Origin of the sequence: Pseudomonas salmasensis (assembly GCF_014268375.2) — a bacterium.
GTDB classification, from domain to species: Bacteria; Pseudomonadota; Gammaproteobacteria; order Pseudomonadales; family Pseudomonadaceae; genus Aquipseudomonas; species Aquipseudomonas salmasensis.
Map to the genome: position 1 here is coordinate 1,789,668 of NZ_CP077083.1, position 13,127 is coordinate 1,802,794.

At 59.7% G+C, this 13,127-nt stretch carries 9 protein-coding genes; 5 read left to right on the plus strand and 4 right to left on the minus strand.

What is annotated here, in order from left to right; translation table 11 throughout:
- Window positions 1-29 precede the first annotated feature (29 nt).
- Together hrpA and aceK are read right to left on the minus strand one after the other, a co-directional pair.
- A complete protein-coding gene (gene hrpA, locus HU731_RS07805) occupies window positions 30-3,941 on the minus strand; it encodes an ATP-dependent RNA helicase HrpA (RefSeq protein WP_186606956.1) in 3,912 nt (1,303 codons plus the stop codon).
- Between the two features lie 118 nt (window positions 3,942-4,059).
- On the minus strand, window positions 4,060-5,769 hold the full coding sequence (gene aceK, locus HU731_RS07810) for a bifunctional isocitrate dehydrogenase kinase/phosphatase (protein WP_186606955.1): 1,710 nt from the start codon (window positions 5,767-5,769) through the stop codon (window positions 4,060-4,062).
- Window positions 5,770-5,930: 161 nt separating this feature from the next.
- Between aceK and HU731_RS07815 the strand changes: the two genes are divergently transcribed.
- Window positions 5,931-6,812: a DMT family transporter gene (locus HU731_RS07815; RefSeq protein WP_186606954.1), complete on the plus strand. Its 882-nt coding sequence runs from the start codon at window positions 5,931-5,933 to the stop codon at window positions 6,810-6,812.
- 113 nt (window positions 6,813-6,925) lie between these two features.
- Here the strand turns inward: HU731_RS07815 and HU731_RS07820 are convergent, their stop codons facing one another.
- Window positions 6,926-7,786 (minus strand): DMT family transporter, encoded by an 861-nt coding sequence (locus HU731_RS07820; protein ID WP_032895843.1) that lies wholly within the window; start codon window positions 7,784-7,786, stop codon window positions 6,926-6,928.
- Window positions 7,787-8,205: 419 nt separating this feature from the next.
- On the opposite strand from HU731_RS07820, the gene HU731_RS07825 reads away from it, so the two are divergent.
- From HU731_RS07825 to HU731_RS07840, 4 genes are all read left to right on the plus strand, one after another.
- Window positions 8,206-8,997 (plus strand): CPBP family intramembrane glutamic endopeptidase, encoded by a 792-nt coding sequence (locus HU731_RS07825; RefSeq protein WP_186606953.1) that lies wholly within the window; start codon window positions 8,206-8,208, stop codon window positions 8,995-8,997.
- Window positions 8,998-9,202: 205 nt separating this feature from the next.
- Entirely contained in the window at window positions 9,203-10,768 is a 1,566-nt protein-coding gene (locus HU731_RS07830) for a methyl-accepting chemotaxis protein Aer (RefSeq protein ID WP_186606952.1), read from the plus strand.
- Window positions 10,769-10,931: 163 nt separating this feature from the next.
- Entirely contained in the window at window positions 10,932-11,774 is an 843-nt protein-coding gene (locus HU731_RS07835) for a hypothetical protein (protein ID WP_186606951.1), read from the plus strand.
- A 142-nt stretch (window positions 11,775-11,916) separates the two neighbouring features.
- The gene (locus tag HU731_RS07840) at window positions 11,917-12,369 is read left to right on the plus strand and encodes a hypothetical protein (RefSeq protein WP_186606950.1); all 453 of its coding nucleotides are present in this window, start codon (window positions 11,917-11,919) and stop codon (window positions 12,367-12,369) included.
- A gap of 59 nt (window positions 12,370-12,428) precedes the next feature.
- Here the strand turns inward: HU731_RS07840 and HU731_RS07845 are convergent, their stop codons facing one another.
- Window positions 12,429-13,115 (minus strand): alpha/beta family hydrolase, encoded by a 687-nt coding sequence (locus HU731_RS07845; RefSeq protein ID WP_186606949.1) that lies wholly within the window; start codon window positions 13,113-13,115, stop codon window positions 12,429-12,431.
- Between the last annotated feature and the right edge of the window lie 12 nt (window positions 13,116-13,127).

Genomic DNA, 13,127 nt, shown 5'->3' on the forward strand with positions numbered 1-13,127 from the left:
TCGCGAGCAAGCTCGCTCCTACAGGTGATTCAGGGCTCTACCTGGCTCCATTGCTTGCTCAGGCGTTTATCGGAAATCGGTACCTTGGTGCCCAACTGCTGGGCAAACAGCGACACCCGGTATTCCTCCAGCCACCAGCGGTACAGCTCCAACTGCGGGTCGCGCTTGCCTTCCTGGGTGTGTTTGTTCAGGCGGTTCTGGTACTGCGCCCACAAACTGCCCAATTCGCTGCTCCACACCCGGTCCTTTTGCACCTGGCTCGGCAGTTTTTCCAGGCGCAGCTCGATGGCCTTGAGGAAACGCGGCAGTTCCTTGAACCACTGGGCCGGGGTTTCCCGCACAAAACCTGGGTACACCAGGTTGCTCAGTTGCTGCTTGATATCGTTCAAGGCCACGGCCTGGGCGAGGTCGATCTTGCCTTTGAAGCGTTTTTGCAGGCCGTGCCAGAGCTTCAGCACCTCCAGGGTCAGGCGCGCCAGACGTTCGGCGTGCTCAGTCCAACTGCCGCGCTTGCGCTCAGCCAAGGCCGCCAGGCCAGCGCCATCGCGTGGCAGGCTGTCTTCGCCTTCGAGTACGCAGGTATCGAGGCTGGCCAGCAAGATGTCTTCCACCAGCGCGTCAATGCGCCCCAGTTCGCGGTACATCAAGCCCAACTCGGTCAAGCCCGGCAATTTGCCGCGCAGGAATTTCGCCGGTTCCGCCAATTGCTGCATCAGCAGGCGCTGCAAGGCGCGACGGTGCTGGAACTCGGCTTCGGCAGCGGTAGAGAAGCGCCCCTCCTTGACCGTGCCGTTCTCTTCCACCAGGGCCGGGTACACCGTCATCGATAGACCGGCGATGTTCTGCTGGGTTTTTTCCGCCACCGCCGCAAACACCTTGGCCTCTACCGGCTGCTGGCTTTTCGCGGTTTGCGGCACGGCCAAGGCGGCCTGGCTGGCTTCGGCGAACCGTGCGGTCAGCTCAGCCAAGTCGCGGCCTTCGCCGAGGAACTTGCCCTGGCCGTCGACCACTTCCAGGTTCATCTTCAGGTGGTTTTCCACCTGTTGCGCCGCTTCGGCCCACGCCTCATCGCTGACCCGCGCACCGGTCATGCGCAGCAATTCACGCCCCAGCGCCTGGGGCAACGAGCCCTGGCCGAATTCGATGCGTTGCAGCGCGGCCTTGACGAAGTCCGGCACCGGCACGAAGTTTTTGCGCAACGCCTTGGGCAAGTTACGCACCAGGGCGATGCACTTGGCCTCGATCAACCCCGGCACCAGCCACTCCAGGCGCTCGGCTGGCAGCGCCGGCAACAACGGCGCCGGCACCCGCAGGGTCACGCCGTCACGGGGATGGTTGGGTTCGAAGTGGTAACTCAAGGCCAGGGCCAGGTCGCCCAGGTGCAAGGTGTCCGGGTAATGCGCGGCGGTGACTTCACTGGCCTCGCGGGCCAGTACGTCTTCTTCGCGCATGATCAGCAGTTGCGGGTCTTTCTGGCTGTTGACCTTGTACCAACTGTCAAAAGTGGCGGTCTGGTGAATCTCTGCGGGCAGGCGTGCATCGTAGAACGCGTACAGGGTTTCTTCGTCGGCCAGGATGTCGCGGCGGCGAGCCTTGGCTTCCAGCTCGTCGAGTTGCTCCAGCAGCTTCTGGTTGGCCGTCAGGCATTTGGCCCGGGACTGAATCTCGCCGCGCACCAGGCCTTCACGAATAAACAACTCTCGGGACACCACCGGGTCAATCGGCCCGTAATGCACCGGCCGGCGCCCGACCACGATCAGCCCGAACAGGGTGATCTGCTCAAAGGCCACCACCTGGCCGCGCTTCTTCTCCCAATGGGGTTCGAAGTGGTTTTTCTTGATCAGGTGCCCGGCCAGCGGTTCAATCCAATCCGCGTCGATTTTCGCCACCATGCGTGCATAGAGCTTGGTGGTTTCCACCAGTTCGGCGGTCATCAGCCATTGCGGGCGCTTCTTGCCGATACCCGAAGACGGGTGAATCCAGAAACGTCGCTGGCGCGCTCCGAGGTAATCGCCGTCTTCGGTCTTCTGGCCGATCTGGCTGAGCAGACCGGACAACACGGCTTTATGCAGCTTTGGATAGTCGGCGGGCTCTTTGTTGAGGCTCAGCTGCATGTCGCGGCAGATCAGGCTCAATTGACGATGGGAGTCGCGCCACTCGCGCAGGCGCAAGTAGTTGAGGAAGTTTTTGCGGCACCAGTTGCGCAACGGGCTGGCGGTCAGTTCCTGGCGCTGCTCCTCGAAACCGCGCCACAGGTTGACCAGCCCGGCGAAGTCCGAATCCGGGTCTTTCCACTGTGCGTGGGCCTGGTCGGCCGCTTGTTGACGCTCTGGCGGCCGCTCGCGCGGGTCCTGGATCGACATGGCACTGGCGACGATCAACACTTCCTGCAAACTGCCGAGCTTGGCCGCCTCCAGCAACATGCGCCCCATGCGCGGGTCCACCGGCAAGCGGGCGAGCTGGCGGCCCAAGGATGTGAGCTGGCTGTTGCGGTCGACTGCCGAGAGTTCTTGCAGCAGGTTGAAACCGTCGCTGATGGCCTTGCCATCCGGCGGTTCGATAAACGGGAAATCGGTGATCTCGCCCAGGCGCAGGTGCAGCATCTGCAGGATCACGGCCGCGAGGTTGGTACGCAGGATCTCCGGGTCGGTAAATTCCGGGCGCCCGATAAAATCTTCTTCGCTGTACAGGCGTACGCAAATGCCAGGTTCAACCCGGCCGCAACGGCCTTTACGCTGGTTGGCGCTGGCCTGGGAAATTGCCTCGATGGGCAAACGCTGCACCTTGGCGCGGTAGCTGTAGCGGCTGATGCGCGCCGTGCCGCTGTCGATCACATAGCGAATGCCCGGCACGGTCAGCGAGGTTTCCGCGACGTTGGTCGCCAGTACCACGCGCCGGCCCGGGTGGGACTGGAAAATGCGCTGCTGCTCAGCCGGCGACAGCCGTGCGTACAACGGCAAAATCTCGGTGTGCTTGAGCTGGGCCTTGCGCAGCATGTCGGCCGCGTCACGAATCTCGCGCTCGCCGGGTAAAAACACCAACACGTCGCCTGGGCTGCGGCGTTCGCTGCGCTCATAGGCGGCGATTTCATCGAGGGTGGCGAGGATCGCCTGGTCGACAGTCAGGTCGTCCTCGACGCGGTTGCCCTCCTCGTCCTGTTCCAGGGTGAGCGGGCGGTACCAAGTGTCCACCGGGAAGGTACGGCCCGACACCTCGACAATCGGCGCATCGTCAAAGTGCTTGGAAAAGCGCTCCAGGTCGATGGTGGCCGAGGTGATGATGACTTTCAGGTCGGGGCGACGCGGCAACAGGGTCTTGAGGTAGCCGAGCAAGAAGTCGATGTTCAGGCTGCGTTCGTGGGCTTCGTCGACGATGATCGTGTCGTAGCGCTCGAGGTAGCGGTCGTTCTGGGTTTCGGCCAGCAGGATGCCGTCGGTCATCAGCTTGATCAGGGTGTTGGAGTCACTCTGGTCTTCGAAGCGCACTTGATAACCGACCAACGCGCCCAGTGGCGTGGCCAGTTCTTCAGCGACGCGGCTGGCGACACTGCGCGCGGCGATCCGACGCGGCTGGGTATGGCCGATCAGGCCGAACTGGCCGCGGCCGATTTCCAGGCAGATTTTCGGCAACTGCGTGGTTTTACCCGAGCCGGTCTCACCGGCGATGATCAGCACCTGGTGCTTATTGAGCGCGGCCTTGATCTCATCGCGCTTGGCAGCAATCGGCAGGCTGTCGTCATAGCGAATCACCGGCAGGCTGGCGCGCCGCGCCGTGACCTGGGCGCAGGATGCCTGCATGCGCGCCACCCACTGCGCCATTTTGTCCTCGTCGGGCTTCTTGCGCAGCTCAAGCAACTGGCGCCGCAAGCGGTGGCGGTCGGCGAGCATGGCGTGATCGAGGGTTTTGAGCAGTTGGTCGAGGGTGGGTGCTTGGTCTGTCATCAGGTGCGTTTGGGTCGTCTATTTATGCAGGGGGCCGATTGTCGCAGAAAAGCAGCTGCGAGCGGCAAGCTTCAAGCGGTAAGTAAGAGCAGATTCGCTTTCACTTGCCACTTGCAGCTTATGGCTGCTCTTTCCTCTTATAAGGGAATACGTCGATCACCTTGCCGGCACGAATCGCGTCCTGCAGGCCTTTCCAGTAGTCAGCGTTGTATAACTCGCCATGCAGCTCATCGAACAACCGGCGTTGCCCGGCGTCGGCAAACAGGAACGGCGGGAACTCTTCGGGGAACACGTCCAGCGGGCCGATGGAGTACCAGGGCTCGGAGGCCATTTCATCCTCGGGGGTGCGCGGCGCGGGGATATGGCGGAAGTTGGCTTCGGTGAGAAAGCAGATTTCGTCGTAGTCGTAGAACACCACGCGGCCGTGGCGGGTGACGCCGAAGTTTTTCAGCAGCATGTCGCCGGGGAAGATATTCGCCGCCGCCAGTTGCTTGATCGCCAGGCCGTAATCCTCCAATGCTTCGCGCACCTGGGCGGGGTTGGCGTTGTCGAGGTAAAGGTTGAGCGGGGTCATGCGTCGCTCGGTCCAGCAGTGGCGGATAAGCACGGTGTCGCCCTCCACTTCGACAGTACCGGCGGCGACTTCCAGCAACTCGGCCAGGCACTCGGGCTCGAACTTGCTCAAGGGGAAGCGGAAGTCGGCGAACTCCTGGGTGTCGGCCATGCGCCCTACCCGGTCGACGCTTTTCACCAGGCGGTACTTTTCGATCACCGTGGCGCGGTTGACGTTTTTTGACGGTGAGAAGCGGTCCTTGATGATCTTGAACACCGTATTGAAACCCGGCAGCGTGAACACGCTCATGACCATGCCGCGCACGCCGGGGGCCATGATGAACTGGTCATCGGTGGTGGCCAGATGGTTGATCAGCGCGCGGTAGAACTCGGATTTGCCGTGCTTGTAGAAACCGATGGAGGTGTACAGCTCGGCAATGTGCTTGCCCGGCAGGATGCGCTTGAGAAAGCCGATGAATTCCGCTGGCACGGGCACGTCGACCATGAAATAGGAACGGGTGAACGAGAAGATGATCGACACATCGGCTTCGTCGGTGATCAACGCGTCGATCTGGATGCCACGCCCTTCGCGGTGCAGCAGCGGAATCACCAGCGGCCATTGTTCGTCGCGGGTGTAGATGCGCCCCACAAGGTAGGCGCCTTTGTTGCGGTACAGCACCGAGGAAAACAACTCGACCTTGAGGTCTGGGTCCTTGCACACCCAATCCGGCAGGTTTTCCCGCAACTGGGCTTCGAGGCGGCGCAAGTCGGCGGGCAGGTCGGCGTAGGGCTCGCTGAAGCTGTAGTCAGAGAACACCTGCGCGAGCATGTCCGCTATTTTGCCGGCCGGCGTGTAGATACGGGTTTGCGCCGCCCGCGCCCGGCGCAGGCTCGGCCGGGTGGTGTGGATGAACATGCAGCCGTCGCTTATCAGGTCATGGCTGAACAGGCCGCAGAAGATCGAGTTGTACCAGGTCTCGGACAGCTCATCGTCAAAGCGCAGGTCGATCAAGCCGATATAGGCGCTTTTTACCAAGGGCCACTGGCCGATGTCCTGCAACGTTGCCGCGTCAAAACTGGCGCGCAGGTGGGTCGTCACCTCAGCGACTTTCTCTTCATAGAGGTTGATGCGCGCCGCCGACGCGGCCTGCCCCAGCTGCCACTGGGCCTTCTCGAAGCGCTCACGGGCACCATCGGTGATCTGGCGGAAGTGCTCACGATAATCGTCGAAACCGTCGAGGATCATCCGGGCGATAGCGAGGGCGGACTGCGACATGCGGGAAACCTCGAACGGGTATCTGGAAGCCCAGAGCTTAGCCAGTGAACCGAGGCAGGAGAAGAATGATTTTGCACGGGGGCGAACTGACTGCAATTAGCCATTGTGCCGACCTGCCCGCTGGGCAACACTTCTGCGCCCGATTGGCGTAGGAGTTTTCCGTGAGACCTGTTGACACCCTGTATCTGCTGGGGCTGGCTGCCATCTGGGGCGCGAGTTTCCTGTTCATGCGCATGATCGCGCCGGAAATCGGCACGGTGCCCACCGCGTTTTTCCGCGTGTCGATTGCCGCTGCGGGTTTATTGGTGATCCTGGCGATGATGCGCGTGAGCTGGGATTTCCAGGGCAAGTTCAAGACCGTTTTGCTGCTGGGGGTGATCAACTCCGGGATTCCGGCGACGATGTATTCAGTGGCGGCGCAGGTACTGCCGGCGGGTTATTCGGCGATTTTCAACGCCACCACGCCGCTGATGGGCGTGCTGATTGGCGGATTGTTTTTCAGCGAACGCCTGACACCGTCGAAAATCGCAGGTGTAGCCTTGGGGCTGTTTGGCGTTGCCGTGCTCACACGTGCGGGGCCGGTGGCCTTTGATCTGGAATTATTGATGGGCGCCCTGGCGTGCCTGCTGGCAACCACCTGCTATGGCTTTGCCGGTTTCCTGGCGCGGCGTTGGCTGGACCAGCGCGGCGGGTTGGACAGCCGTCTCTCGGCCCTGGGCAGCATGCTAGGGGCGACGTTGTTCCTGTTGCCGTTGTTTGCCTACAGCGCCATCAGCCATCCACCGGCGAGCTGGGGCGGCTGGCAGGTGTGGTCGTCGCTGCTGGGGTTGGGGCTGGTGTGTACGGCGTTTGCCTACATCCTGTACTTTCGCCTGCTGTCATCCATTGGCCCGGTCAAATCGATGACTGTGACCTTTATGATCCCGCCGTTCGGCGTGTTGTGGGGCGCATTGCTGTTGGATGAGCCGTTGTCCATGGCTCATCTGTATGGCGGAGTGTTGATCGCGGGGGCGTTGTGGTTAGTGCTGCGCCGGTCCAAATAACTGTAGGAGCGAGCTTGCTCGCGAAAAACCCGAGAGCCCCTCGTTCATTCAGGATGCCCTCGTTATCGTTGACGTTCTTCGCGAGCAAGCTCGCTCCTACAGGGGGGTGGGGTTTAGTGCTTACGGAACACGAAGACCAAGCCGACGATGATCAACGCCATCCCCAGCACGCTCAGCAAGGCCAGGCGATTGCCGAAGATCAGGTAGTCCATCACCGCCGTCACCGCTGGCACCAGATAAAACAAACTGGTGACATTCACCAGGTTGCCCCGGGCAATCAGGCGGTACAGCAACAGCGTCGCCAGCACGGACACCACCAGCCCCATCCACAGTACCGGCAGGTAAAAACGTGCACTGTGTTCAAAATGGAACGGCTGGAACGGCACGAACACCGCGCACAGCAGCAACCCGGCCAGGTATTGCAGTGGCAACGTACCCAAGGGGTTGTCGGTGATGCGCTTTTGCATGATCGAGCCAAACGTCATGCTCGCCAGCGCCAACAACCCGAACAGCATCCCCGCCAAGGACATGCCCGCCAGCCCGATGCCCTGGTACACCACCATGATCAAGCCCGCCAACCCCAACCCCAGGCCAAACAGCCGGCGCCAGGAGCGTTGGCGCTCCATCAGCACCACGGTAAGGATCGGCTGCACGCCCATGATGGTGGCCATCACCCCAGGGGTGACGTTGAGGTCCAGGGCCAGCAGATAGAAAATCTGGTAGGCCCCCAGCAATACCAGGCCCGTCGCCGCCGCATACAGCAGAGGCTTGCCGGGACGTGGCAGCTTCAACTTGAGGATCGGTACCAGCACCACCAACCCCATCAGGGCGATGGCAAAGCGGATCAACAGAAAGGCAAAGGGCGAAGCATGGGCCAGGCCCAACTTGGAGAAGATCGCCCCGCTGCTCCACAGCAAGACAAACACGCTCGTCGAGGCCGCCGCGGCCACGGATTGTTTTGAAAGCACAGACATGGTTACCACCTGTTATCAGGCCAAAAGGCCGACTCAGTAAAAACTGAATTTCAGTAGGTTTTTTTCAGGCAGGCACGGGGCAAGAGCGGATCGCTGATCAGCCCGAAATGCCAACACCCGGCGGTGATACGACTGCGTACACCGGCGTGCTACTGACAGGTGGGGGGTAGTGACTGATCTGCGCAGGCTGCTTGCCACGGCACGGCACGACCACAGCGTTGACCGCTGAATCGACTACCGCTATGCGCTGGGAAGCTGGCATGTGCTGATCTTTTTGAAGGGATAAAGACGCGACGACTATAACCAGCCGCAAACACATTTTGCAATCCTTTCCCCTCACCCTGTGGGTGGAGGAGTTTTCATGCCGTCCAGGCAGACCGCTCGCTATAATGCCGCCCAGTTTTTTTCAAGGATTTCACATGATTGCTTTGCCCTGGCTGTACCTCACCCTACTTTCCATTGGCTATGTCGTGGCTTTGATCTACGGCCAACTGGGCGTACTGGCGGCGGTCTCCATCGCACTGCTGCTGGTGGCCGGGTATGCCGTACGCCAACAACGCAACCCTTGGGCACGCTACCTGGGCCACGGCTTGTTTATCGTCCTGGCCCTGGGCCTGGCGATGCACTGGCTGCCGGGTTTCTATAACGGCCGCGGTATTGCGCCCCAGCGTTTTACTCCGGACTCAGTGCCGTTCTCGATGTACCTGAACCAGGACAAACCCCTGATCGGCTTCTGGCTGTTGCTGGCCTGCCCGTGGATTGTGGCGCGACGCTCATTGCGCCTGTCGATCTGCGTCACGGCCGTGGCCCTGACCCTGGCCGCCATCGCCGCCCTGGGTGGCGCAGCGTTGCTGGGGATGATCAGTTGGGCGCCCAAGTGGCCGGATGAGGCGTGGCTGTGGGTGTTGAATAACCTGCTGCTGGTGACGTTGGTCGAAGAAGCGCTGTTTCGCGGGTATATCCAGGGCGGCCTGAGCCAATGCTTCAAGCACCTGCCCTATGGCGACAACCTCGCGCTGCTGCTGGCCTCACTGTTATTCGGCCTGGTGCATTTTGCTGCGGGTTGGCAGTGGATGCTGCTGGCGAGTATTGCTGGCGTGGGTTACGGCCTGGCCTATCGCTTTGGTGGCTTGGGCGCGGCGATTGCCACGCATTTTGGCTTGAATCTGCTGCACTTCGGTCTGTTCACCTACCCGATGCTCGCCGGCTAAGCCTTCCTCACTGTAGGAGCGAGCTTGCTCGCGAAGCACTTCAACGCTGACGCGGGCATCCTGAATGAACGCGTTGCCCTTGGGGGCTTCGCGAGCAAGCTCGCTCCTACAGGGGCAACGCCGTTCGCAGGATTGTTGCAAAAATAAGTTAAATAATTACCCCGCATGGCCGATACCCCCTGAAAGCCTTGCGGATTGAACAATCATGCGTAATAACCAACCCGTTACCCAGCGCGAACGTACCTTCCCCGCTCAGCAACGGTTGATCTCCACCACGGATGCCAAGGGTGTGATTACCTACTGCAACGACGCCTTTGTCGAAATCAGTGGGTTCACCCGTGAAGAACTGATCCGCGCGCCACACAACCTGGTGCGTCACCCGGATGTGCCGCCGGCCGTGTTCGCGCATATGTGGACCACGCTCAAACAAGGCTTGCCATGGATGGGCATTGTCAAGAATCGCTGCAAGACCGGTGACCACTATTGGGTGAACGCCTATGTGACGCCGGTCTTCGATGGCAACCAGGTGATCGGCTACGAATCGGTGCGCATCAAGCCCACCGCCGAGCAGATCCGCCGGGCCGAAGCGCTCTATCAACGCATCAACCAGGGCAAGTCGGCCGTTCCCCAGCGGGACAAGTGGCTGCCGGTGCTGCAGGACTGGCTGCCGTTTATCCTGGTCAGCCAGTTGAGCTTCATGATCGGCGCCACGCTCACCTCCCAATGGGGTTTTGCCCTGGCAGCGGCGCTGTCGGTGCCGTTGGGCCTGCTGGGCCTGAGCTGGCAGCAGCGCGGCCTCAAGCGTTTGCTGCGCCTGGCGGAACAGACCACGTCCGACCCGTTGATCGCGCAGATGTACACCGACAGCCGTGGCGCACAAGCGCGCCTGGAAATGTCGATCCTCAGCCAGGAAGCGCGTCTGAAGACCTGCCTTACCCGCCTGCAGGACACCGCCGAGCACCTCAACGACCAGGCCGCGCAGTCCAACACCCTGGCGCACAACAGCTCCAGCGGCCTGGAACGCCAGCGCGTGGAAACCGAACAGGTGGCCACTGCGGTGAACCAGATGGCGGCGACCACCCAGGAGGTGGCCAGCCACGTGCAGCGCACCGCCGATGCCACCCAGGAAGCCAACCGCCTGACCGGACGCGGCCGCGATATCGCCGGGGAAACCCGCGAGGCGATTCAACGTCTTTCGGCAGCCGTTGGGGAGACCGGTGTGACCGTCACGCAACTGGCCAAGGACAGCGATGAAATCGGCGGCGTGGTTGATGTGATCAAAGGCATCGCCGACCAGACCAACCTGCTGGCACTCAATGCCGCCATCGAAGCCGCGCGTGCCGGTGAGATGGGCCGTGGTTTCGCGGTGGTCGCCGATGAAGTGCGCCAACTGGCGCAGCGTACGGCCGAATCCACCGGGCAGATCCATACCCTGATCGCCAAGCTGCAGCAAACCGCCAGCGCGGCCGTGCAAACCATGGACGCCGGGCACCGCCAGGCTGAAGAAGGTGTAGCGCGGGTGATGGAAGCGGACCAGGCCTTGGTGGGCATCAGTGAGGCGGTGGCCAATATCACCGACATGACCACCCAGATTGCCGCTGCTACCGAAGAGCAAAGCGCGGTAGCCGAGGAGATCAGCCGCAACATCAGCACCATTGCGCTGTTGGCGGACCAGACCTCGGAGCAGGCGATGAACTCGGCGCAGTTGAGTGAAGAGCTGACGCATACCGCCAATACCCAGTACTCGCTGGTGGAGCGTTTTAACCGGTAGAACTTCAGGGGCTCACTCTTTCTAACAAGTGAGCCCCTTGCAGATGGCTATCACTCATAATCTCTTTATCGCCAACCGCTCTATAAAACTGTCAATTCTCACAGTTAATTCTTGAACGTCTCCCCTTTTATAGTGTGAACCTGTCAAACAGGAGCACACCGCCATGTCCCGGTCTACCGACTCAAATAGCACCCCGCATCTATTCCCAAAAACTATGGGACGTGTGCAATGGACTGAAAAATCATCAAACAACGAAAGAACATTGGAAGGCTGGGCCCTCCCACTGCACCTATCCGAACGCAATGATCAGTACTGGATTAAGTTGACACTCCAGTGCTCAGATACTCAACAATCACTGCTACTGAAAATACCTTGCACCCCCAAAAGCACATCACCTAACAAATCGATCAAGCAACACCCAGAAGGCTTCACCCATCTTTACATTAACGGTGCAAATAGTAACGCACCTGAAACTGAAGAACACGTTGCAACTGTCGGCGACAGTGAGATAGCCATTGACGAAAGCACAGGGAAAACAACGCTACATTTTGAAGGCTCTTTCACCGACACGGCGTCAGCATTACGCGAAATAAAATGCTGCTGTGAATGGCCTGGAACGACCCTTGCCTCACAACATTCGATCTTTGAATGGACAGAGGGACACACTCAATACAAAGCGCAGGGCTGGTTGGCCTACTCCGATTCAAGCAAGGCATGGTATCTGACCGGCGAGGAGGGAGAATGGGGTACGCCTCAATATCGTTACTGGGCTATTTATATTTACAGCGACGATGAAAATGAACAGATCATCGATAAAACATTTAAACAGGGTGATGAGAAATCGAATTTTTACTATACCCTCTTCAGCGGCGCCACCTATGAAGGAATATACGAAGTAGCGCTTACACTGACTCAGCAGCCATTGCGCTGCAACGCCACCTTTAAAAATAAAATCGTCGAGCTTGTAGACATGACCAATGGCACGTTTAAGCCCATCACATACTGAGCTTACCCACGCCATCGTAACAGGGTTCGACAAAGAGACTTGAAACACACCAGGTATCACGCCTTAGCCAAGCACAACACATTCAAGCTGTTTTCTTTCAAACATCATATAACGCAAACCCCACAAATAAAGAGACCTCACCATGAACCGAGACATTATCTTCATCCCGGACTTCAATTCCCCCCAAACTCCAAACAACCATTTTGAATGGACATTCAAAGGCTCTCAAACGCCAATCACTGCAGAACGAACAGCGTTCGGCCATGTAGAACATGAAAATTTCTGGCTGTTTTCAGGGTCGATAGGAAGCTTACAAGAAAAGAACTCCTCTTCCTTTGTTTTTTATATTCCTTACCTAGGAGAAGCGCCAATAGACGACACATACACACTTGACGGAATTTTAAAATATGCTCATTACATCTCCGGCCCTGGGGACATTCCTGGCGTTGCAGTGATTCCTGCCAAAAAGGCAACACTGACAATCAAGCTCAACCCCGTTGAACGCACGGCCAATGGCAACTTCGAGGCGTCCTTCGACAGTGAGTACGCTCAATACGACGCGACAGGACACTTCACGCTCACGAGGGACCGCTAGTGTTAAACCTCATGAAAACACTAGCCGAAATATCCCAACATAGAGAAACCTGCAAAGCGTCAGGCGAGAAAACCTGATGCTTTGATGGCCGCCGCCTCCAAATGCTGCTCATGACTGAACCCCGACGCCTTCAACGGCTTCAAATCATGATCCCCCGCCACCAGCCACATCACCTCGATGCTCGGCGATAACGCATACCCCTCCACCGCCGCTCGATTGCCCAAGGCATCGCGCTCGCCCTGCACTATCAAGGTGGGCGTCTTCAGCGCAGCCAAATGCTCCACCCGGGGTTTCTCTGGCTTGCCCACCGCGTAGAACGGATAGCCCAGGCACACCAACCCATCGGCGCCCAATTCATCGGCCACCAAACTGGCCATGCGCCCGCCCATCGACTTGCCGCCAATCGCCAGTTTCCCAGCGACATGACGTCGCACCTGGGCATACACCTCACGCCACGCCTCCAGTAGTTTCGGCGCCGGATTCGGCGGGCGTTTGCCCCCGTCCAAGCGGCGCTGGGCCATGTACGGGAACTCGAAGCGCAACACGCTCACGCCATGCCCGGCAAGGCGTGCAGCCATGTCGTTCATGAACGCCGAGTCCATCGGAGCGCCAGCGCCGTGGGCCAGGATCAGCGTCACCGGCTCACCCGAAGCCGTGCCCGTGGCGACATCCCACAACCAGCCATGTTCCCGTACACACTGCGCCCATTGATCCCCGTCAATACTGGCCTTGTGCTCTTTGCCCATGCTTGCCTCGCT